Source organism: Pedobacter lithocola, assembly GCF_042650845.1.
Classification (GTDB): Bacteria; Bacteroidota; Bacteroidia; order Sphingobacteriales; family Sphingobacteriaceae; genus Pedobacter; species Pedobacter lithocola.
This window is the reverse complement of the sequence record NZ_JBHSBW010000013.1, coordinates 789,344-813,473: the sequence shown is the minus strand read 5'-3', so window position 1 is coordinate 813,473 and position 24,130 is coordinate 789,344. Positions and strand designations below refer to the sequence as shown.

The 24,130-nt window shown below is 35.0% G+C and carries 17 protein-coding genes; 8 read left to right on the top strand and 9 right to left on the bottom strand.

Annotated elements, in window-relative coordinates:
• Positions 1-115: 115 nt before the first annotated feature.
• From ACFOWA_RS17650 to ACFOWA_RS17635, 4 genes are all read left to right on the top strand, one after another.
• Positions 116-1,447 carry a serine hydrolase domain-containing protein gene (locus ACFOWA_RS17650; protein ID WP_378987677.1) on the top strand — a complete coding sequence of 444 codons (1,332 nt, stop codon included), beginning with the start codon at positions 116-118 and terminating at the stop codon, positions 1,445-1,447.
• Between the two features lie 724 nt (positions 1,448-2,171).
• Positions 2,172-3,725 (top strand): sensor histidine kinase, encoded by a 1,554-nt coding sequence (locus ACFOWA_RS17645; RefSeq protein WP_378987674.1) that lies wholly within the window; start codon positions 2,172-2,174, stop codon positions 3,723-3,725.
• Positions 3,722-4,456 carry a LytR/AlgR family response regulator transcription factor gene (locus ACFOWA_RS17640; protein ID WP_378987671.1) on the top strand — a complete coding sequence of 245 codons (735 nt, stop codon included), beginning with the start codon at positions 3,722-3,724 and terminating at the stop codon, positions 4,454-4,456. The genes ACFOWA_RS17645 and ACFOWA_RS17640 overlap by 4 nt, the downstream gene beginning before the upstream one ends.
• A gap of 7 nt (positions 4,457-4,463) precedes the next feature.
• The gene (locus ACFOWA_RS17635; RefSeq protein ID WP_378987668.1) at positions 4,464-5,816 is read left to right on the top strand and encodes a serine hydrolase domain-containing protein; all 1,353 of its coding nucleotides are present in this window, start codon (positions 4,464-4,466) and stop codon (positions 5,814-5,816) included.
• 554 nt (positions 5,817-6,370) lie between these two features.
• Here the strand turns inward: ACFOWA_RS17635 and ACFOWA_RS17630 are convergent.
• From ACFOWA_RS17630 to ACFOWA_RS17600, 7 genes are all read right to left on the bottom strand, one after another.
• Positions 6,371-8,320, bottom strand: coding sequence for a serine hydrolase domain-containing protein (locus ACFOWA_RS17630; protein ID WP_378987666.1), 1,950 nt, complete (start codon positions 8,318-8,320; stop codon positions 6,371-6,373).
• Positions 8,321-8,352: 32 nt separating this feature from the next.
• On the bottom strand, positions 8,353-9,480 hold the full coding sequence (locus tag ACFOWA_RS17625; protein ID WP_378987664.1) for a helix-turn-helix domain-containing protein: 1,128 nt from the start codon (positions 9,478-9,480) through the stop codon (positions 8,353-8,355).
• Positions 9,481-10,601: 1,121 nt separating this feature from the next.
• Complete coding sequence (locus ACFOWA_RS17620; protein ID WP_378987661.1) at positions 10,602-11,426, bottom strand: poly(ethylene terephthalate) hydrolase family protein; 825 nt, start codon at positions 11,424-11,426, stop codon at positions 10,602-10,604.
• Positions 11,427-11,622: 196 nt separating this feature from the next.
• Positions 11,623-13,083, bottom strand: coding sequence for a serine hydrolase (locus tag ACFOWA_RS17615; protein ID WP_378987658.1), 1,461 nt, complete (start codon positions 13,081-13,083; stop codon positions 11,623-11,625).
• Positions 13,084-13,183: 100 nt separating this feature from the next.
• Complete coding sequence (locus ACFOWA_RS17610) at positions 13,184-13,723, bottom strand: helix-turn-helix domain-containing protein (protein WP_378987655.1); 540 nt, start codon at positions 13,721-13,723, stop codon at positions 13,184-13,186.
• Positions 13,724-13,941: 218 nt separating this feature from the next.
• Positions 13,942-14,628, bottom strand: coding sequence for a LytR/AlgR family response regulator transcription factor (locus tag ACFOWA_RS17605; protein WP_378987652.1), 687 nt, complete (start codon positions 14,626-14,628; stop codon positions 13,942-13,944).
• Complete coding sequence (locus ACFOWA_RS17600; RefSeq protein ID WP_378987649.1) at positions 14,625-15,683, bottom strand: sensor histidine kinase; 1,059 nt, start codon at positions 15,681-15,683, stop codon at positions 14,625-14,627. Before ACFOWA_RS17600 ends, ACFOWA_RS17605 begins: the two co-directional genes overlap by 4 nt.
• Before the next feature lie 171 nt (positions 15,684-15,854).
• Between ACFOWA_RS17600 and ACFOWA_RS17595 the strand changes: the two genes are divergently transcribed.
• The 3 genes from ACFOWA_RS17595 to ACFOWA_RS17585 all read left to right on the top strand — a co-directional run bounded on the left by ACFOWA_RS17595 (position 15,855) and on the right by ACFOWA_RS17585 (position 19,562).
• Positions 15,855-17,144 carry an erythromycin esterase family protein gene (locus tag ACFOWA_RS17595; RefSeq protein ID WP_378987646.1) on the top strand — a complete coding sequence of 430 codons (1,290 nt, stop codon included), beginning with the start codon at positions 15,855-15,857 and terminating at the stop codon, positions 17,142-17,144.
• A gap of 37 nt (positions 17,145-17,181) precedes the next feature.
• Positions 17,182-18,144 carry a peptidoglycan DD-metalloendopeptidase family protein gene (locus ACFOWA_RS17590; protein WP_378987643.1) on the top strand — a complete coding sequence of 321 codons (963 nt, stop codon included), beginning with the start codon at positions 17,182-17,184 and terminating at the stop codon, positions 18,142-18,144.
• Between the two features lie 173 nt (positions 18,145-18,317).
• Positions 18,318-19,562, top strand: a complete 1,245-nt coding sequence (locus ACFOWA_RS17585; RefSeq protein ID WP_378987640.1) for a serine hydrolase domain-containing protein — start codon at positions 18,318-18,320, stop codon at positions 19,560-19,562.
• Between the two features lie 383 nt (positions 19,563-19,945).
• Here the strand turns inward: ACFOWA_RS17585 and ACFOWA_RS17580 are convergent, their stop codons facing one another.
• Both ACFOWA_RS17580 and ACFOWA_RS17575 read right to left on the bottom strand, forming a co-directional pair.
• Complete coding sequence (locus tag ACFOWA_RS17580) at positions 19,946-20,347, bottom strand: DoxX family membrane protein (RefSeq protein WP_378987637.1); 402 nt, start codon at positions 20,345-20,347, stop codon at positions 19,946-19,948.
• A gap of 1,200 nt (positions 20,348-21,547) precedes the next feature.
• Positions 21,548-23,746 carry a tetratricopeptide repeat-containing sensor histidine kinase gene (locus tag ACFOWA_RS17575; RefSeq protein WP_378987634.1) on the bottom strand — a complete coding sequence of 733 codons (2,199 nt, stop codon included), beginning with the start codon at positions 23,744-23,746 and terminating at the stop codon, positions 21,548-21,550.
• Positions 23,747-23,994: 248 nt separating this feature from the next.
• Between ACFOWA_RS17575 and ACFOWA_RS17570 the strand changes: the two genes are divergently transcribed.
• Positions 23,995-24,120, top strand: coding sequence for a hypothetical protein (locus tag ACFOWA_RS17570; protein WP_378987631.1), 126 nt, complete (start codon positions 23,995-23,997; stop codon positions 24,118-24,120).
• Positions 24,121-24,130 lie beyond the last annotated feature (10 nt).

Here is a 24,130-nt window from a genome sequence, read left to right as displayed (position 1 = left end):
TTATTTTTAAGTTTGATTTATTGAAAAGACCTGAACTTACAAGACCTATATGCAAGTAGCAAGCCATTTCTGCGACGGTCAAAGACAATAGCCGTTAAACATCAATAACACGTAAATGAAAGGACTTTTATGTATCACTATTGTATTATTAATTACTTTGACTGGCAGAGCACAAACGCCCAAACAACAGAGCTTAGACGCTTATATTGACCATCTTTTTAAGAACAAAAAAATGATGGGAAATGTGGAAATCTCTTTTAAAGACAGTATTATTTATGCCAAATCCGTAGGATTTTCTAATGTAACTACTGCTGAAGAAAATAATAAGAATACTAAATTTCGTGTTGGTTCACTAACCAAAACTTACACTGCTGTTTTGGTGCTAAAAGCTATCGAAGAAGGACAATTACAATTAAACGACAAGCTGAGTTCTTTTTATCTTTATGTAAAAAATGCCGAAAAAATAACCATTGAGCAATTGTTAAAACATTGGACAGGTATTTATAATTATACTGAAATTGCAGACGAAGATCTATGGGAACAAAAATTTCATACAGAAGAAGAGTTTATTAACTACCTCATCAATGAAAAAAGCAATTTTGAGCCTGGAACGAAGTATGAATACAGTAACACCAATTATGCCTTTTTGGGCTTTATCCTGCAAAAAATTTACAATAAGCCATTTGCTGAAATTTTAAAGGAAAAAATTTGCTGTCCGCTCTATTTGAAGAATACTTATTTCTCTGTAGAAACAGATAGAACAAAGAATGAGGCATTATCGTACAACATACAAGATAGGTATATAGTAAATGCTAAAGTAAATTTTTCTGTTCATTTTGCCAATGGGGGAATAGCTTCTACTGCTATAGAGGTGGATAATTTTCTTACCCCTTTGTTTAACGGAAAATTGATTTCAGCAAAAAGTTTGGAAATGATGCTCCCAAAAAACAAAGGAGAATACGGAATGGGAATTGAAAAACTACCTTTTGACAACCCTCAAGGATACACACACAACGGGCGAATAGAGAACTACTTCTCAGAATATTGGTATTTCCCTAAAGAAAAATTGGGGATTGTAACTTTATTAAATGCAACCAATATTTATACTAGTGACATTCAAACGCTATTGCTTCAATATGCTTATGGTAATAAATACGAAATTCCAAATTCCAATCAAACAGATGAAATTCTTGAAAAAGATTTTAAACAAATCAAGGGGACTTATTTTGAAAAGGATAAAAAAGCCTTCTTTACAATTTCTTCAGATGGTAAAAACATGGTTTTTCAAGCGTCAGATGCTGGACAAATGTTTGTTCGGCTTGAATATGAAGGGAACAATATTTTTGAATACGAAGATATGGAATTGCAATTTTTCCCTTCTATAAAAGAAGCGATATTAACACAAGGCAATATTATAAAAAAATATAAAAAACTGTCAAAACAATAATTGCTAGGACTATTCTAATTAAAGCTTAATAATAAACAACAAAACGTGGTAAAGCACGGGCTTTTCGCCATTCGGGCTGAAGTGCAAACTCTAAATTTTGTGCATTTTACAAAATTTGTGCTAAATGCAAGCTTTGTGCATTTAATGTCCGAAACGGCACAAAGCTCTAAAACATTAATCTTACATAATTAAAAAACTCTCATTATCCCTGATTATTTAATAAGTTTCAGGAGGTAGGACTTAAGAATATTATAATTAGCAGAGTTGCCTACTATTATGCTGATGTACTCCGCTTTCTTCCTATATTATCATAAACTCATTTCATTAATCAAACTCAATTATTAGTTTTTGATAATGAGTAAATGATAAAATGTAATGGCAAATTAAAAGTTCGTTTTATAAGACAATAATTTTAACAGAGATTATAGTCTTATAAAAATCCAACGTTTTGATAAAAATTATATGAAAGATTAGTTTATATTAATGTTTAAAGCATAAATTATTGGGGGCTTTTACATTAGATTTCCCTCACGTAACAAATTTTGATATGTGATTAATAAGTTTTTTTGATTTTCAAAAAAAACACTTCCAAAATACCACCACAATATGATGCTGTTTATTTTTCATAACATTTTTTAACTCCCCATCCCATAAAAATGGTATTCGTCACACTTATAAAAAGTGTACTATTCAATGGCGTATCATTGTATCAAATATTTAGACAATGAAAGTCAAAATTAGAAAACACGAGCAATTGCTCATTGCCCTATTCGGTTTGATGACTATCATCAATTATATTTTACAGCAATTAGGTTTCATACCTGTGTACATCTCTGGATTTACTGAATATCTTAGAGCTCATCCTAGCGTTCACTTTACTTATTCAGCCTTCTTTTTGTTACCTCGAATCGGTGTAGTGCTGTTGTTTATGTTTAGTTATTTCTGGCTTAATAGGATTACCATCCCTCAGATCCGGAGAAATTATCTGTCATTTTTCACATATCCCTGGGTTTTAGTTCAGGTTTTAATCCTCGCTTATTTTCTAGCCATTGGCGTAAATTTTGCAACCTATTATGCACGGCCAGCCTGGAACAACTATGCCGATTTCAGAATATTTACTTTACTTGGTTATAATGAATACCCCTTAACTAATTTGTGGGCAGGTTTTGACAGGGCACTGCTCTGTTTGGCTGCTTACGGAGTTTATGCCACACTACGAGAATTGATTATTCATTTTATAGAAAATTACGGCTCAAAAAGAAATTACCGGGTGCTAATTGCCAATCAAATATCCTATTCCTTATGTATCTTTTTACTGCTTCCCGCTTTGGTATTTTCCCTTAATCTTATTAAGGAGGATGTCAATTATGGTGCGTATTTTGTATTTATACCTTCTGCAATTATCATATACTCAACCAATATCTACTGGCTTTTTCCTCGGTTTTTGAATACGCCAAGTAATAATGTTCGGTTGTTTTTGGCGCTTATAATTTCAACCTTCTTCTTATCATTTCCTTGGCTGGGATTCCTGTTCCATCTTGGAATAAATTTAAGTGTTTGGCCAATAAACTGCTTGATTCAATTTTTTCTTGTTACACCAATTACTTGGATTATCTATCAACAGAAAAAGGATAAAATAATGGAGTTGCGAGGTGCCAAAATTGCATTATCCAAAACAACAGCTGATCTTCAATTCCTCCGTTCACAAATCAACCCGCATTTTCTCTTTAATGTTTTAAATACATTATATGGTACTGCCTTGATTGATGGCTCCAAAAGAACTGCTAACGGCATACAAATGTTGGGTGATATGATGCGATTTATGCTAGATGACAATCATCTTGACTTCATCCCCCTGAGCAACGAGATCAGTTATCTCAAGAATTATATAGCCCTTCAAAAATTGCGCATTCAGGATTCGGAGGAAATCGACATCAGCGAAGAATTTAATATTGATAACTGTAATCATGAAATCATTCCAATGTTGCTAATCCCTTTTGTGGAAAATGCTTTTAAACATGGGATTGATTTAAATAAAAAGTCTTGGATAAATATAGCGCTGTCTTGTGATGATAAACGCATTACCCTTAACGTTAGGAACAGTTTGCATAAAGTAGATGCCAATGACCCAGAAAGGAAACATTCTGGCATTGGCCTGAAAAACGTTACGGAACGACTAATGATGTTTTATAAGGGGCAGCATGAGCTAAATCACTCATCAACCGAAAAAGAATTCATCATCAAATTAGTTATTGAACCAAAAATCCTTGAGTCATGAAAGAACTGCAAGCTATAGCTATTGACGATGAGCCTATTGCTCTGGAGGTTGTAAAAAACTTATTGGAAGAAATGCCTTTTATAAAACTAACAGCCTGCTTCACCAAGGCAATTGAAGCGATTGGTTACCTGAGCGAAAATGATATTCAATTAATTTTTTTAGATATAAAAATGCCTGGCCTTTCTGGCATAGAGTTTATAAAATCATTACCAAAACCGCCGATGGTAATCTTTACTACCGCCTACAGCGACCATGCGGTTCAAAGCTTTGAACTGGATGCTGTTGACTACCTTTTAAAACCGTTTTCATTTCCACGCCTGTTAAAAGCTTGTAATAAAGCCTTTGATCTGCATCAACTGAAAGGTAACAATATGGAGTTAACATCAAAATCCTTACCTAGCATATTTATAAAAAGTGGCTTCGAGCAGATTAAGATTGATTTGACTGATTTGCGCTATGGAGAAAGTCTTGGTAATTATATGAAGTTGCATTTAGATGGCCAACCATCTATCACCTCACGTCTAACTATCTCCGAGGCTGAAGGTTTGCTTCCGGTAAATTCATTTATCCGAGTACACCGTTCGTTTATTGTTGCCAGAGATAAAATAACTAAGGTGGATAAAAGGAGCGTGTGGCTGAATGAAACTGAGATTCCCATTGGCCCATCCTATATTTCTGAAATTGAAAACCTGTTGAAATCACCATCTTATAAGAATATCACAATAAAATAAACCACATATGAACTTTAAAAAATTAATGACAACACTATTGTCTATAGGATTCGTTTTGCCTGTTTTTTCCCAAAGTAAACTTGCTTCCAAAATCGATTCGCTCGTTGGTGCTTATGCTAATATTCAGGAATTTAATGGCTCCGTGTTGGTGGCTGTGAAAGGCAAGATCCTGTTAGCTAAGGGATATGGATATTCAGACCAAGCCTCAAAAAGGTTGAATACAGATAGTACAATATTTAGTATTGCATCTGTAACTAAAACTTTCACCTCAGCCATGATCCTAAAACTCGTTGAAGAAAAAAAACTTTCCCTTGATGATAAAATCACCAGGTTTTATCCAGGGTATCAATATGGCAGCCATATTTCGATTGCACATCTGTTAAACCATACTTCGGGCATTAACGATAGGAAAATAGAGGAAAAGAAGGAGAAGTATGATAGGGAGGTCTTGACCAGAGAACAAGTATTGTTGGCAGAATTGAATGGAACTGAACTCAGTTCTGAACCTGGATTATCATTTAACTATAGTAATCGTGGGTATTATTTATTGGGAAACATCATCTCCAAGGTTACAAATATGACATACGAACAAGCGATCCGAAAATACATCTTTACCCCATACATGTTAAAAAACAGCGGATTCGATTTTGCCAGCTTGAGAAAAAATGACAAGGCCAAGGGGTATTGGGCAGAAACTGGAAAAAACTACAGTAAGGAAACACCCCTAATGGACTCAGCCGGCACTTATTCTGCAGGCGCGATCTACTCCAATGTTTTCGATTTATATAAATGGCATGAAATCTTGCAGAATTATAATTTTATCAGTAAAAAATCTTTGGAACGTGCCTATAAACCATATACCAAAACCTATGGATATGGATGGATAATTGATTCTCTACAAGAAAAACGTAGGGTTTCCCATAGCGGAGCAGTCTGGGGATTTAGAAGTAATTTTTCCAGAATTCCAGATGAAGACGTGGCGGTAATATTACTATCCAACTTCGAGGTGCCGGGGCTAGATATGATAGCTAAGGGAATTATCTCCATACTTTATGGACAGCCTTATTATCTGCCCATTAAGAAAAAAGCTATTCATTTGGAACCTGTTCAACTTCTTAAATATGTTGGTGCTTATGAAATTTTGGAATCACATTTAGTTCTGGAAGTAAAACTAGAGAGCGGAAAATTAGTGGTCTATCCAAAAAATGGAAATAGCTCTGTTATACTTCCTGAAAGTGAAAACCGTTTTTTCGGCGAAACTGAGGAAAGTTTAGAACTGATTTTTGGAAAGAGATCGAATAAAGATGTTATTACGATAATAATGGGTGAAACGAAGCGTGAAGCAATAAAGAGGAATTAAGGTTTAGGCATATCTTATTGTAATTAGTAGTTAATTTGTAATTTATTTATCCTAAGAAAATTCCTTTGAATCATATAAAATCTTTCGTTTTTTGAGACATTTTTTCTCGTTGCCGTATTCGTTGCAAGTAGACTTACAGATGAAAGAAAGATATAAGTAGGGGAGGAATACTTTCCTTAATCGGATTTAAGATGTTAAAATTAAATTATCTATTTACAAGATATTAGATTAGAGTATAGGGAGTAAAATTAATTTGTAATTAGTTAAGATTAATGAAAAAAAAGCAACACATTCCCGTCATTATGCCCATGGCACCGAGGCATGAGTGAACTGGGGGCAATTGAATGTGAGGCAGATGCAGTTATAGGAAGCCATTTGGTGCACAAAATTTACCAAAGACAGTTCAGGATCTTTAGGAGAAATAGCCATTCATTGAATGTTCGTTACTAGAATGTTTTTTGTATGCATTGAGGGTCTTTATAAAGAGCATAATTTGTTTTGCAAACGAATTTATTTGAGGGTTGAGGAGAACTGTAAATTTATAAATCGTTTGGCTACAATACCCAGATGCGTACCCCAATCCATCCATTCAGCAGAAATATTCCGGAAAGATAACACAGCATAATAATCGTGAATGAAAGAACTATCTTTATCAACTTGTTTTTTAAAACATTCCATTGCCTAATGAGCATAACTAAGGAAATGAGGGTGAAAAAACCGAAGCCTATTGAAGTAAAAAATATAAATAGTGTCGTAGTATTTATTGATGAGAATGCAATTTTGTTCACTTCATCTGTTAAACTCAGCTTTCTGTATGCCAATAATCCGCTTACGCTGGCAAAAGCTGGCAGCACCAATACAAAAAATGTCTTGAAACTAATCTTTTTGAATAATAGTAAGATAAATGAGAGCAGACCTAAAACCAGAGTAATCAGCATTGAGAGTAAACCTGAATAGAAAAGGTATTGTTGGATAATAATAGGTGCCTTCGCAGTCTTGCTAAAAAACTGGGATGTATTATAACCCTGAAGAAAGGGATTTCCATTTTCATCCTTTGAAAAAAGAAAAGCAGGCACGATTTCCGATTGGATTCTAAACAGATTTCCATGCACATGCACAAGGGTATCGATATTCCCTCGATTATTTTTTAGTGTAATCTTCTGACCTGTAACCCTTACTGTTACACCATTAAATAATTTCTGCAGAAAATCCCAACGATCGTTCTTTGGATTTGCCAGGGCGTAATATCCCTCAAATTCTTTAAACCGGTTAAGATTTTCAGGTGATGAATTTATATGAACAGTAGGCAGACTGCGAGTAATAAAGGACTCAATGATTTGGGAAATTTCCCAGTTGTTTTGCCCCGAATTATTGGCTATAGCGTAAGCGATACCATGTGATCTGTTATAAAATATCCAGGAACTGAAACCTTCACCTAAGCCGTCGTGCCCTCTAAAAGTTATTTTTTTATTATTTGCAAATACTGCATTGCCAAAAGCATATCCGATTTGCAAACCATTTCTAGCCGCTAATGAGCTGTGTATGCTATCCATTTCCATAGCATTCTTTTCTGGAATTATATCCCCAGTCTTACCTTGATAATAGTTAAGTAAAATAACCAGATACTTTGAAATGTCATCAGCACAGGAAACCAAATTGCCCGTAGCGCCATTACTTGAAAGAGTATATTGAGGCAGCACCTGGTAACCATTTCCATTAAAATGATATGCTGTAGCCAGGTTTTGTATCATGGTACCATTCATTAAAATTGTACTGTTTTTCATATCCATCGGCAACAGAACATTCTTTTTAATGTATTGATCCACGCTCATTCCCGAAAATTTTTCTATTAAGTACCCTAAAACTTCATATCCGGGATTAGAATAAGACATGCGTTCACCTGGTTTCCATCTTGAGACAAGGGAATGTTTATGAAATTCCAATGCTTTTAGTCCGGACATACTTTTGCCATCTAGGGCTATCATCCTTCCAAGTTGTACATCCTCAAACCCGGCTGTATGCTCTAGCAAGTGTACAACGGTAACCGGATTACTTTTTTCGAAAACATTTTCAAATGGGATTTCAGGCGCAATTTTTTTCAGCGGATCACTAAGGTTAAACTTTCCGTCACTTATAAGCTTTTCAATAGCAAGGGCAGTAAACATCTTGGTTACTGAAGCCAATCGGAAAGCGGTCATACCTGTAACTTTTCTTTTTTTCTCTAAGTTTGAATAGCCTATTCCTCCAGAATATATCGTACCCTTTCTATTTACAATGGAGACCATAAGGCCGGGAATTTTGGATTTGATGATTGCATCATTAAGTTCAACCAACATAGAATCTATACTGTTATTAGATAATGATAAAACCTGCTTCGTTTGGGCAGAAACATTCAGAAAATAGGATAGTAAAATAACAAAAGCGGATAAACGATAATTTTTCATGTGATTAATTTTGAGGCAATCTGGAGAATCAAGTTCGCAGTTCTGTTCGGATTTATCCATCCGAACATCTTTTTTAGGCAGCCTCAGAAATACTATTTCTCATTTGCTTTCTTAAATTCGGAAGGGGTTTTTCCGGTAAGCTTTTTGAAAGCCGTATTAAAAACGGTTTTGGAATTAAAACCACATGCATAAGTAATGCCGACCATATTTAGGTGCTTATGGGCATCTGAAAGAAGCAGAGTTTTCGCCCTGTTGAGTCGGTAGGCATTTATGAATTGATAGAAATTTTGGTTAAATCCTTTATTTATAACATAAGAAAGATCATGCACAGGATAACCCAATGCGGTGGACAAAGAAGGTAGACTGAGGTCTGGATTAAGGTAAATCTCACTTGAAATCATAAAATCTTCAATTTCTTTTTTCTTCCTGCAAATTTCATCATCAGCAACTCTTGCTTGTAAAGTTTGCTGATTTTCTGATTCAAAAATTTCCCTGATGTATTTCAGCATTGGCTCACTGTAAGCAAAAACTTCTTTCTGTTTTAATGCATAATAAGCAATAAAAAAACTTGCCAGTAAATAAGCGGGGGCAGTAATTTTACCTGCAAATTCCAGGTGGAAATAAACAGTATTCAACCATAAAAGATACATGGCCAATAGAAAAAATAGCAAATAATATAACCAGTGTAAATGGATGGGCTGGAGGTCTGAAGCTAGAAAACGAATGTTTTTTTGATGTTTTTTAACTCGTAGAAATGCCAGCAGCCAATAAATGAGAAATTGTACTTTAATGGCAAAGGTTAGTAATATAACCCTGTAATTATCTGTAGATGTCAAGGCTTCTGTATGGGTCTGCATTAAACGTTTACTCTCTGCATCGTTGAAAAAGTAAGGTAGCTGATAGAGTAAAAATATAAGACAAGGTAAAAAGTGAAATAGACTAATACTTTTGAAATCATGATCCGGACTTGTAAAATAAAGCACGCTTAGATAAAGTGCCGGCGCCATAGCGAACATGAATAATTCACTCAATCCTTTGAGATGAGGATAGGTAATATACGTGCCAGACTTAGTAAGTACCATATCAATAAGGGTACAAAAAATGCAGAAAATAAGTAAGGACAGCCACCTGTTTGCAATTGTCTTTAATTTAAGAGGATTGCTGATTAATAATATAGAAAGTAACAAAAGTGAGCCACAGGTGAGCGTTTCAATAACCATCTATCTATTTTGTTATAAAAATTTATTAATGTGCGGTTGATTTTCACCTAAAATAATGATTTCTCCTATAGCCTGGAGTTTTTATTGCTCATCTGACAGCTGTTATGTATTATTCGCAGTAAAGAAGCTATCGTAGGCTGGAATTACCAGAAATGACATTTGAGCGTTATTAAATTTACATAATAAGATAAATTTGCGTCCTTTTTAAACAAGTTTAGCAAACACAAATATATATGTAAATATTTGTTTTGGTATTATGATCTATGCGTTTGGAAATCTCCAAATTATTTATTGCCATGGTTATTTATTACAATAAGGCACCAAGGACCAGACGGGATCGTCGTTGCAACACTAGGAGGAAGACTTTTAATCGCGGTTGAGAGTAGGCACGCATACTCATAAGAGCAATTAAACCTTGTAAAAGTCCAAGCAAAAGCAAAGGTTTCTTCATGTATAGATGATGTTTAAAATTTGCTATTCTATAAATTATTTAAGAAAATCTCAATTTATATCCTGACAGCAAATTCGACTATTACCCCTTTCAAAATTGTTCGTTTTTTTGAGACATTTTTTCTCTTTGCCGTCTTTGGTGAAATTAAACTTACAGATGAAAGAAACATACAAAGTAGGGGATGAATGCTTTCGTTTTTTGTGACAATAACTAAAATGGAAATCTTTAAGCCCTATCAAACATCGACGGTATTTTGATAGAAATTAAGCCGCCCAAATCTTTCTTTACTTAGCGGATGGGTAAGAGCAAATTGTAATTTCGCCCTGTGCAATATCTCCACCTTTGGAAATCCCAACTACAGTTATATGATCTACCTTGACGCCCATTCGAAGTAGGTTATCTATCCGATGTGAAATTTTTCTAGCATACAGCGTACCGTCCGTTTTAGCTGGCCTTTTTTCGCTTAAAACTTTAAAACCAGCATTTGTAAATGCATCAATTATTTCGAAATATTGCGATTTGCCTTAATCTAAATACTTAGGTTCCAAAGGCATGTCTTCAGTAAATTGTGTAAAAAAACAGATAGTTGTAACTTTTGGAGTTCGTTGTGTCTTAGCCATAACTATTACATGATATCAACACATAAAAATAGGACTGAACACTAACCTGTTTACATTCGTCTATTTAAAATATTACTTCCTAGAAATTGAATTATGAGATTGTTTATTTCAGATAGCTGCTCCTCTGTTCCGAAGCCTCCCATATCATCATGGACTGTATTCACATTTACTAATACTGTTTTATATTTCTTTTGGTCTTTTACTAATGGAAGTACTCCAGTGTCTGCAGGCTGGTCACTAGACCTGATAGAAAAAACCTTTGGATATTTTGATCGCGGAAAGGGCATTCTTCGATTATCCAGAGAAATGATGATACTCGCTACTTTCGGATATTGCTTGGCAAGAAGCATAGATATGTCACCACCATTCGAGTGTCCAATTATAATTAAATTTTCATAGTCTAAACTAGATTGTACTTTCTTTAACTTTCCAAGAACAAATAGTATGTTTTGCACTCCAACATTCCAATAAGATTGGCGAAGCTTATATAAATCCCCTTTTGTAGGAATAGGTAGATCGGAGGGCAGATTTTGTTGAATGGTTACAACATAATAGCCATGTTTTGCAAGGTTTCCGGCAATATATCCGTAGTCAGTGTTTTTTCCGGGATAGCCTGGATTAATCAAGACAACTTTTTGCTTATTATGCGTCCGTTTGATAGAATCAGATAGTGATTGACAGAAATAGGTGGCAATTGGTACTGGCCTATTACGACTAACGTCAAACCAAGTAGCGGTATCTCTTTGAATTTCTACTGACACTTGCAATTTTTGGTTTTTGAAAAAAGATCCTATTAGGGCATTACCAGTAATACTCGCATTTACTTTAATTAGAAGAGCAGATAGGATAAATAATAAAAACAGCTTTGAATACATTATAAAACTTTGTCAATAAAAGTACAACCTTCATTTATTTTTTCCTTAGCTCCACAAAAAATTGATTCAATCAAAATGATGGGACAGTATATTAAACAATTATTCGAATTCACCAGGCCATCCTTAGAAAACATTTAATTTATAATTCATAATGCCTTGGATTGTCAATAATTATATGAAATAATAAGACACTTTTTTATCTCTTATTCCAAAGTTCATTTCCTAAATACAGGCGTTTAGTTAGTAATTCTTCATAAAGTTTATCCACATTATCTCCATTCAAGAAAATTAAATATCCATTTTTTGATTTAGGAAACCACATTGCTAATGTACTAACGCCAGGATCTTTTCCTGTATGTAATAGCGCAAATTCATCATTGCTGAAATCAGTTAAAATTTCCCAACCCAATCCAAAAAAATCATTTTCTTTAAGTTTTACTTGTTGTTTAATCATTTCTTGATACAGGTTTTCAGATAGTCCAGCTCCATTGATTATATATTCTAAAAACTTTCCATAATCTTCAACCGTAGTCAAAAGGTTTGCGGCAGCATTTGCTTCATAATATTTTACCGTTTTAATTTTTTCTCCATCTTTGTTGAAGTTTAGAGCATATCTGGTTTCATCCAATTCTGAATCCCACCAAAAGTGAGTATCTGACATTTTTAGTGGATTAAATAAAAGTTCTTTTGCAAGTTCTTCAATGCTTTTGCCAAGTTTCTTCTCAATGGCTTTTCTCAAGTATTCAAAACCTTCACCCGAATATTGATGTTTTGTTCCAGGTTCAAATTCAAAAGCAAGTTTATTTGTTTCGGTCATATATCGCCAATTGGGAAAGCCAGTTTGGTGTGTTAAAATGATTCTTGGAGTCAGTTTTTTATATCTTTTATCATTTTTAATATCCGGGTCAACCCAATATTTGTGTAAAGGTTCGTCTAAACCTAACAGTCCTTTTTCAATCAGTTTTAATGTGGTCAAAGCAAAAATTGATTTAGTTAAAGAGGCTACTTTAAAAATAGTATTATAAGGTGCAGTTGTTTTTCTATCCAATGTTCCGTAAACTTCAACTTTAGTCAACTTTCCGTTTTCAATTATTCCCATTCCCAATGCAGGAACGTTGTTGTCTATTAATAACTTTTTAATATCATTTACTGGTTTTTCAACTACAGGGTCCTGATGGTCGTAACTCAAAACTTCGCTTAATTTCCAAATTTCCTTATCCAAAATCCAAATATGTGTGAATTTTGCAGTACTGGTCCATAAGTCTTTTTTTCCCTTTTCTCTTAAATAGAAATGATGTATCCCTTGTTGTATGGCACCATATATTTTTCCATTATTATGGAGTGGAAATACTTCCAAGCTTTTTGTCTGTATTTTACGGATTGGCTTTTGTTCTGAATTGGAACAAATGTATTTTTGCGTGTTCTCAAAGAAGGTTTTTTTGTCCTGAAATCCACTTTGGTCATGGTAAAATTTTAAATCTTTTGTAATGTGACTTTCTAAATAATCTAAATCACACTGGTTAAACCCCCGTTCGAAGAAAAGGCTATCTTGCTTTTTGAGATCAATAAATAAGTCTGAATTTTTATCTGCTTGTGCGACTGCACTAAAAATAGATACGGCAAGAAAAGCTGCAGTAAAGAAAATTTGTTTTGTCATAACTAATAATTATTTCTGCAAAAATGTGGTTTTTAATGATTTTCATTGTAAAAATCTACCCGCCAATATCCTGACAATGTACCGTCATCTGCACAAAAGGCTAGATGAGACTGAAATTCAATTTAAAAAACAGTTTCCCCCTTTTATCAATTTCTAATGCGTTTCTAAGGATGATAAACACATTAGATAAAACCAATAAAATCATGACGATTAAAATAAACTTATTCCCAAGCGAAAACCAACTTTTCGCAAATGAAGAAAACATAAAGATGATAACTGAAAATATTAGCCATGATATTTGAATGGAAACGATTTGCTTTGTCAATGGGTTAAATTGCTTCTTGGCAAAAATTATAACAAGAGGAACTATAATATTTGCAAATGGGGCTATAGTGAAAGGCAATGAAGAGAGGTTAATAATCTTTATTATGGCGAAGTCATTTTCACTTCTGCTTTCTACTTCTTCAAGCAATTCATTTTCTTTGATTCCTAAAGCATTCGCTAATAATTTAAGTGTTTGTCCTTTCGGTTCATTTCCCGATTCAATACGTTGAATGGTTCTTATAGAAATCTTTGATTTAACAGAAAGTTCATCCTGGGTCAAGTTAAGTTTTTCTCTGTTTTTTTTCAGTTTTGACATTTGGTTTGTTTTTTTAAATGTTGCATAACGTTTTGCAGCTTTAAGAATTTCGGTTTTATTTGCAGATACTCCGTCCGCAATAAATTTAATAAAATTGATTGAGGGCTAAAGGGTTAAAACATATAACTGCTTTTTCAGACCGTGGGGGAATATTGATTTTCGATAATTATCTCGGCAAACTCATACTCATTGATCATAACAAATGGCTACATTTATCATCACCCTCCCGCCTTATTTAATGAATCTAAAAACTTCTTTTTGAATGACGATCCAATGGGAAAGGTACTTTGATCTCTGCAAATAATAATATCCTGATTAATTCTAACAATAAAAGTTTTATTTAAGATAAAAGAACGATGGCACTGGAAAAAATTGTTTGCGTTTAATTTGCTTAAGATACCTTTTAACGTATGGTAAACTACGTACTCCCTTTCCTCAGTTACAATTCGGATATAATCTTTTAAACCCTCTATATATAAAATACTCGACTGCAAAATATTAGAGATTCCATCTTTTTCGCGGATCGCAATAGTATCATCCGAGGAAATATCCGGCGAAGTTTGATTCATTTTGCCAATTGCTGTCAAAAATCTATCATAAGAAAAAGGCTTAAGCAGATAATCAATCACACCAAGTTCAAATCCCTCGAAGGCATATTGCTTGTAAGCGGTTGTGAAAATTGTTGTAGGTTTTTCTTTTAATGCTTTCAAAAAACTGATCCCATTAATCAAGGGCATTTCGATATCCAGAAAAAGCAAATCAACAGTATTTTTGTTCATATATTCGTAGGCCTCAACAGCGTTTCTAAACCCCGCTGCAAGCACAAGCCCCGGTGTATCGTTAATATAAACTTCCAATACTTGATGCGCAAACGGCTCATCATCTAAAATGATACATTTCATCATACCGTGATATCCAAATTAACTATATATTCATTCGCTGTGCGATTTACGATCATTTTATGCTTTTTAGGATAGTAAAGTTCTAGCCTTTTTTGAATATTTGATAAGCCAATTCCACCTCGGGGATTAATATTCGTGTCCTGTTGATTTGGTAAAAGTTCATTTTTTATGATAAAAATCAAAGTACTTCCCTCGAGTTTGATATAGGCTTCAACCCCAAAGTTATCTTCCAACTTATGCCTTCCATGTTTAAAACTATTCTCTACCAAGGGCAAATAAAGCAAAGGAGGAATTTTGAGCTCAGGCAAATTATCTTGTATAGCTAAAGATATTTTCGCCCCTGGGAATTTTTTTTGTTCTATTTCAAAATAACCTTTAAAAAATTCTATTTCATTAGCCAGCAATACTTCTTCACTATTGCAATCATAAAGAATATACTGCATCATTTGCGACAATAATAGAATAAACCTTGGCGTTTCCATCGACCTGGTTAAACTCATACCGTATAAGCTATTAAGGGTATTAAACAGAAAATGGGGCTGTAACTGAGTTTTTAGCTGACTAAGCTGTAACTGAAGGTGGTCTGTTTCGATTTTGTGCCTCAAATATTCATTATGAAAGGAAAATCTCGAAAACGCAATACATAAAAACGCAATGCTATCTGTCATAATTAGGTTCCAATCTAAAAAATATCCTTCATATGCACTAACAAAAAACGAATTTACAACCATGCCATTCGTTATTTTTATAAATGTCCAGGCTACTGCATCGTTAAAAAATGGAAGTACAAAAATAAAATAAACAAAAGTGATGATGAACAGCCAAAAATATTTTTTTAGAGTTAACAACATCGGAACCAAGTAACGGTAATACGGAACGAGTCCGAGGGTAGTTAATATCGCATAAAGGCAAATTTGCAAATAGGGCAAGTCGTTGTGAGGTATGTGTGGCAAATCGGACGATTCTAAGTAGTAAGAATATTTATAAAAACTTACATAAAATAGCCAAATGAAAATTTCTAAAACAATAGGAAAATTGAATGCAGACTTTTTAACCATGACGCTAATTTGGAAAATTTCTTTAACTATAAATAATGTGCACGACCAAAGCTATAATCTGCACGACGAATGAATGTGCTCTCCTGTTTGTGGCGAAAAAAAGTCACTTAGTCGAATTTTTTAAATTAAACAATTTTGGCTACGTTTCTTTGGATCATCAATTAAAAACATATGAAACTCCAACACCTAAAAGCAGTAGTTTTAATAGCCTCGGCATTATTAATTTCATTTAAAGGCAAATCGCAACACACCGAGCCAAGTTCTGCACAACTACGACAGACTATACCATTTTCTATGCGTGATTATAAATCCTTTAGAGCTTCAATGAAATCGCAAGTTAAAGAAATGGCTCTAAAACAAATTGTAGGTTTGGGAGAAGGTACACATGGCACGGCCGAATTTTATCGCGTTAGGTATTACATCACCAGAATGTTAATCGAGGATTTTGGCTTTAACCATGTAGCCTTTGAAAATGATGTTACTGAGGTTTGGCAGTTTAACAAACAGCTTAAAGAAACAACAGATATAAATTCTCTGATGAAAAAATACCTGCTCACACTTTGGCAAAATGAAGAAACGAAACAACTTTTCACTTGGATTAAAAACTTCAACGCAAAGCGTAAAAACAAAGTTAGTATTGATGGAATTGATTATCCTTCGCAACTTCCTGATGTAGAAATGATCAGTGAACTTTTATCCTCATTAAATGAAGCCACATTTTCAGCAGCGCTCGAAAATTTGCGTGAAGCAGCAACGCTGCAAGACGATGCTTGGTCTGGAATGAATAAAGCAGGTTACAAATCCGACTGGAAATTACTAGGACGTCTTGTTAAAAATGGTTATCTAACGGCTGATTCGCTTGAGAAGATTTTCCAACAAAAAAAATGGAACTCCGATACAAAGCAAGGATTGTTGTTGGCGATAGCTAATTTAAAACAAGGTTTTGAGCCATTTTACCGTAGATTACCCGAAGCCGCTAGAGATAGTATCATGGCGCACAATGTCATCAAACTAGCAAAAAGTAGCCAAGATAAAATTGTAATCTGGGCACATAATGCACATTTGGGGAAAACTGGAATTTACGGAAATGTTGTAGGTGGCACAGGTGGTTACATCTTAAAAACTTTACCCAATAGTTATTTTGTGTTAGGTACAGCAACCGCTGAAGGAACTTTTGGAGGTACAACCGATGCTAGAGCGATAAATAATAGTCCTATTAAGCCTTACAAATTAGAAAAACCGATTGCAGGCTCTTGGGAAGAATATCTTAGTGGTGGTCGTACGTCAAATTTTTATCTAAAAACTGATAACTTCAATCCTGCCAAAGTAGAAAAGCCACTGCGGTTTGTAGGGTATGGAATAAAAAGTGGCGCAAGTTCCTATGATAAAACCAACTTAAGCGATTTATTTGACGCGTTGCTATTTCTTAAAATTACACATGCACCAACCCCACTTAGATAAACTTAATTTTAGTCTTTATTACCCTAAAATACTCGTCATGAAATCCATATTTTTTATCGCCTTTTTGCTAATGCTTTTTACCAAGGTATCTGCACAGCAGGAAACCCAAACTTCTTCCGCAACAGCAGGAAAATTTGTTACCCTTTATAACGATGGTAGACCATCAGAGATTTTCGATATGTTTTCGCAAGAGCTGCAAACAGCAATGCCTTTAGAAAAAGCTATAGCCTTTTTAAACGGACTTGCATCTCAAGCTGGAAAAATAACAAACCAAAAGTTTCAAAAATATGAAAATAGCTATGCCATTTATCTGACCAAGTTTGAAAAGGCAGAGTTTTTGGTAAAAATTTCTACAAATGCTAGCTCAAAAATAAATGGATTTTCTGTTGAAGCCAATAAACAAAAGCGTCTGGCAACAATCCAAAGAAATCTCAGTTCGTTAATATTGCCATTCACAGGAGAGTGGACGGTTATTTGGGGCGGTGATACCAAAACCCAGAATTACCATATAGAGAGTGAAACGCAAAAAAATGCATTCGATTTTGTAATCACAGATGACACTGGGCGATCATTCAAAAATGATGGAAAAAAGAATGAAGACTATTATGCATTTGGCAAACCTATCATCAGCCCTGTTGCCGGAACTGTCGTATTGGTTGTGAATGGTGTAAAAGACAATATTCCCGGTGCTACAAACCATTTTAATGCAGGGGGAAATACTGTTATTGTAAAAACTAGTGCAGGTGAATATTTTGTTTTTTGCCATCTAGCTCATTCAACAATTAAGGTTCGCGAAGGAGATAAAATCAAACAAGGCCGTTTTATTGGTAAGTGTGGAAATTCCGGTCACTCCTCCGGACCACATCTTCATTTTCATATCCAAGATGAAGAAAATCTTGACACAGCAATTGGTGTTAAGGCTTTTTTCAAGAACATTTCATTGAACGGTACTTTACGCCAAGATTATTCTCCAGTTAAAAATGATAAAATCCTACAATAATGAAATTTAGATTCAACATGGCCAAAAATCTACTTCAATCGAAAATATTCTCCTGCAGCGGGCAATTTAAAAATCAACTATTGTTAACGTGTGGTATTATTTGCCAGCTAATTTTAGGGTCAATAACAACATCGTTTGCTCAAACAAACGTTATTCAAAAGCTAAACGCTTACATGGAAGGCCAATACAAAATCAACCGCTTTTCCGGTAATGTGTTAATCGTAAAAAACAATGCTGTGCTAATGCATCGGGCCTTTGGACAAGCAGACTTGGAGTGGAACGTTGCCAATACTACTGACACGAAGTTCGGCCTAGCATCAATCTCAAAGCAATTTACTGCTGTTGCTGTACTTCAACTGGTTGATAAAGGGGCATTAACCCTGCAAGATCGATTGTCAAAATTTTTCCCGGGTTATCCTCATGGAGAAAATATTTCCATACATATGATCTTGACCCATACAGCTGGTTTGCCATTAGATTTTGAGGAATTATACCTTAGTAGCACAGAGTTAAATAAGGATACTGTACTAAATTACATCAAATCCCTACCACTACAATTTCAACCTGGAAATGGCCTAGCGTACAGTAATGTTGGTTATTACTTGCTGGGCCAAATTATTGAGAAAGTTTCCGGATCAAGTTTATCGGATTTTTTGAAAAACAATATTTTCGAACCTGCCGGAATGAAAAATACTGGATTAAATAGCAATGAGCGCATCATAGTTAAACTTGCCCGCAGTTACCTAAGAACCGATGCTAATTTCCTCAAAAACCCATACATTAATTGGGAAGTAAATACCGGACTTGATGGTATGTACGCTACGGCCTCAGATTTATTCAAATTTAACAAGGCTCTTCATGGGGGCAAATTACTCTCCGATAATTTAAAGACAAAAATGTTTACTCATTACAATAAAGCATATCCTGACGGGAAATTTCTCGATACGTACGGGTATGGTATTTTTATCAATCCATACTTTAACCAGGGGCATCAAATGTTTACGCACAGCGGCGGATATTTTGGGGTTATGACAACCATGGACTACTATCCAAAAGATGATTTATTCATCACCGTCCTTTCAAATAATGAATCCGAATCACATTGGATTGCCTATGGCCTTGCAGGCATTATGTTTGGCAAACAAGTTGAAACTCCATACAAGCACATCGAAAAAAAAATTGATCCAAGATTGCTTACAAATTATATTGGTAAATTTGGGGATGTTGAGTTCATTAAGAAAGAAAATAAACTCGTGATCAAAAAAGGTGAAGTTGTCCTTGTTCCAGAATCCAACAATAGGTTTTTTAGGAAAGATCTGCCAGACCGAACCTATGAATTTGTACAACCAAAAGGCCAAAGAAATAACTTGCTGATTAGTACAAAAGGAGGTGTACGAGACACTGTTTATAGAAAGTAAATAATAAATATTTTAAGAATTTTGTAGCTGCCTTTAGTTTTTCATTACTAATCTCGTTCGCCAAATCGAAATAAAACTTATCACAACTAAGGCGGCAACCAATATTGGGTTCCATAAAAGCAACTTTTGAGCAATGGGGCCTAAATTTTTTGAGAGCGTAATTAGCGCCATGTTTAGCAGCGTTAGCGTAATAATTGATAGGTGCAATTTTGTTAAAACTTTTAGCTGTAAAAAGTTGCAGCAAAGTGTTATAAAAAACAAAAGCGCAAAAATATTAGTAGCCATAAGGCTGAAGCGGGCAACGAATAATGCCATGAAGGCAAATACCATTGCTATGACGTTAACCCAATGCTGACTATAAGCATCAAGCGCGGTTTGGCGCACTAGTTTAGTAAATCCGGACTAACAAGCACTTTAAGTTTGTGCCAATCATAAATGAGAATAGCAATATTAAGCATTGTAAAAAATCTATTTACATATGGTGTTCCTGTCCAATTCATCGAAATGGTGACGGCCACAATAGAAATGTAGATTGGCAACAACATTACGGCGCCAAGTGTGCTAAAACCTTGCGACATCAATAACGTACCGCATACGACTTGAGAAATCGCAACTATCCAAGCAAATATGCCAAGGCCGTACTTGGCAAGAGCATCCTCAAGTAATGGCGGCCCCATGATCTGACCAAATTCGCCGTGGGTAAGCTTGCAAAGACCAGCTGAAAAAAATAAGTAACCCAGAAAAAGGCGGATGAGGATAACTATAAAATCCTTTTGATTGATCATTTAATAAGGTTTGATGCAAAAATGCGGATACGCAGAGAATTGTACAAAAATTTTAGACAAAGCAACCATATCGAACGACAAAAGCCGATGTAACAGTATAAGTTAAAATATTTAGAGTGATTTTTGCGTAAAAAGCTCGTTTTGTGAAATGGTTTTTCTCTTTGCCGTAATTGGTCGAAGTAAACTTACAGATGAAAAAAGGATATACAGTAGGATAGGAATACTTTCGTTTTTTGAGACAAAATGCTAAATATCTGGGTCAAATAATCTTATCATAAAATCACCGTTTTTTAAAGCTATAAACAAGATTTGACCCAGACTTAACTGCATTATTACTCACTTGCATTAATCTCAGTTGAAGAAATCCTTTAACCACGCGGGTGTTTTGCAAGATGTACTTTTGTATACACAAAAGAACCTTGCGCCCTTGTGGTCGGGCATTTTTCTCGGAACTCGAAAATGCTGAGTCTAACCAAAAAAAGCATTTCATTCACGTTCGGATATCCGCCTGATCAGGAAATTACCGGAGTAGAAATTTTGCGCCGCTTAACGGGCGATACCACCTAGTTGTCCTTGGCGAAAATCGGTAAATTGGCGAGATCGTTTTCTGACTCGACCATTATCTCTGGCAACGCCTATGAGTACACTGTTCCAACAGTTGATGTATATAATTTACCTTCCCTGAAAAGTTTTCCCTTAAATATTAGTGCTAGTCAGGCGGATCATCAAAACCCAATAGCCTCTCTAACAGCAAAACAGGACGATAAAAAAGCTATCCGCTTAAACTGGGCTTTAACTGGATAAAAGCCAATTTTTTACATTGTATATAAAGATGGGGGAAAGGGTCTTGTTCAATATAGATCGGTCGACGCTGCAACATTGTTTTTTCTCGACAATCAAATGTCCCCCGTCGGATCAAAATATGGTGTTCAGGCAGTATATTTTGATCAGAGTAAGTCAGAAATCGCCATGGTAACTGTGGAGCCCTGAACGCTAGACGATATCAAGTCAATTTTGATAAGAGAAGGGTAAACGAGGATATTTCATAAACCATCATCTTTAAATTATCACGTTGAGCTCAGCCTCGGCTAAGTTCAACAAAATCATCGAAATGTACTGAAAGATCGTTTCTACAAGTCCTTAGACAAGGTTAGAATGATATTTTGTATTTAGGATAGCTTCACAATTTCATAAATAACATTAAACTTGAATCGACTCAGTTACTTCTTCGGCAACAAATAATAAAGGCAGCGTGATTATGGCAATGGTTCCATCGCGGTCTTTATTTTCTGCCACAGAAAATCCGGCAACGTTTGTTTTGTACTGAAGATTTATCATTTCTACTCTTTCCTGAATGGACTCTATGCCAATAGATTTTTCTTTAATTCCATGCATCCTGTTGGCTCGGGAGCTTTTGCTCAGCCCGATCCCATTATCTTCAACCGTGATTTTCAGTCTGTTTTGCGCTTTTTCCATTCGGATGTATAACTGCTTATCATATTTTTCCAAAGGAATCAATCCATGGTAAATCGCATTCTCGATTAATGGTTGAATGAGCATAGGCGGAAGGAGCAGGCTTGAAAGTTGCAGGTCTTCAGGCTGGATAAATTCATATTTAAAAGTATTGTTATAGCGCAGCGCCTGCAGTTCGGTGTATAGGATTAACGCTTTCCATTCTTTATCCGCTGTTACTAAACTCTTAATTGAATTTTCAAGAATTAAGCGACTTAAAGAAGCAAACTTTTGTACTAGGCGTGATGCTGTTTTTTTATCGTTTTCCATGATGTATGACTCAATCGAATTTAGCACATTAAAAATAAAATGTGGATTCATTTGTGCACGAATGGCTTTCAACTTACTTTCTGAGAGCTGATGCTGGTAGGTTAGCTCTCTTGATTGTTGCTCCGATTCCTGGCGTTGCAGCGTGTTCTTATACTTCAACTGGCGGATGCGATACAAGTTAAGCAGGTAAAGGGAAACGGAGATTACGATTACAATGAACAAAATCCCATAAAGCCAAAACTGATTCATTCGTAATTTATTTAATTGTTGCTCTTGCGATAAAGCTTTTAACTTTCCCCGCTGCAGTTTCTCTTTATTGGTAGAAATGATCAGCTTTTTTTCCTTTTCCTGGGTTTGCAGTTTTTCATTCTGCAACTGAATTGCTTGTAGATCGCGGAGCTGTATGCCCTTTTGAATTTCAGCAATATTTAACGCGATCTGAAGTTGCTGTTGTTTCAGCTTTTCATCCGATAAAAGTTGATGTTGTTTGTAGGTCGTTTCTTTTTTATCAAAATCATATTGAATATTCATTCGGATAATTTCCTTCGTTTTCTGGTCATTGCTGATGCTATCTTTCAGTGTAGCATATTGCCGGTAATACAAAAGGGAACTGTCGGGCATTTTCCGTTTTTCATAAATCCGGCTCATCGTTTCACTGGCATCGCGTTGAACTTCCAGTATCTTTAATTTCTGACTAGTTTCGAGTGATATTAAACCATAATAAGCTGCCTTTTCGAATTCATTTCTTCTAAAATATATCTCAGCTACATTATTCATATTGTAACTTAGGCTTTTCGTATTTCCGAGACTTTTATTTATTTCAATAGCTTTTATTCCTGACTTTAAAGCCAGATCGTATTGGCCGGCTTTCATGTAGTACTCACTTAAATTTCCATTTTCCCGAGCTACACCCACTTGGTCGCCTACAGAATCGCACAGTAAAACAGCCTTTTTTCCATAAAATAACGCTTTTTGAATGTCATTTTTTTTTGCATTTATCACGGCTAAATTTCCAAGAGAAGCGCCTGCACCCTGAAAATTATTTAACCTTCTAAAAATGATATAACTTTTTTCCATGTGTTCCAATGCCTTATCATACTCTTTCAGTTCGCTGTAAATGAGGCCAATATTGGCATATACACCGGTGGCATCAGACTCTCTTCCTTTCAAATTATCAAATATTTTGGCAGCCTGGAGGTAATAACTCAAGGCTTCCTGGTAATTCGACAGGGCCAGGTAAACTGTACCAATGGTAGCAAGGTCGCCCGATAAGCCATTCATATTATTATTTAACCTATCCATTCGGGCAGCTTTTTGGATGGAGGTAAGTGCTTTTGGGAAATCCGAAAGAATGTATAGGGCCATCCCCTTCAAACGATAGGAGCTAGAAACGACACCGGTATTGTTTATTTTATTTTCAAAGGTTAAAATTTGATCGAGCAGACTCAAAGCCTTTTTCGGATTGCTATATAAGTATTTCGTGCTCAATTCATATAACATCCTGGCTTTTTGCTCATCATCAGGAATATAAAGCGCAATTTCTTTGGTCAGAGAATCGATGACATTGGTTTGTCCAAAGGCACTTTGGTCACCTGCAAAAGAACAGAACAGTAACAAGAACAAAAAATATTTTGAAAAGTTAGATCGAATCATTTTAGCATCTCCTTAGTGTTATAAAGATATTTATTTAGGCTTAAAAATCAATCATTTAGCCTACTGCCTTCGATCATTGTAAGTGCAGCTTTACACAGTTAACCTCCCTCTTCAATCATTTGGTAAAAAAAGCGAACATCAGACATTTTAGTTTAGCATCATCATCAAACACAATAGTGCTTAATTTTTTGATCAACCTAAAACAGAAAATAATGAAAAAATTACTTTTAATTCCATTGCTTCTATTTGCAATTATCATGGCCTACAAGAAAAATAACTCTGAGCAGCAGAATGAAGTCGTTCCATCCACCATGGCATCAGAAATTCTTCCTTCATAAATAAAACAAT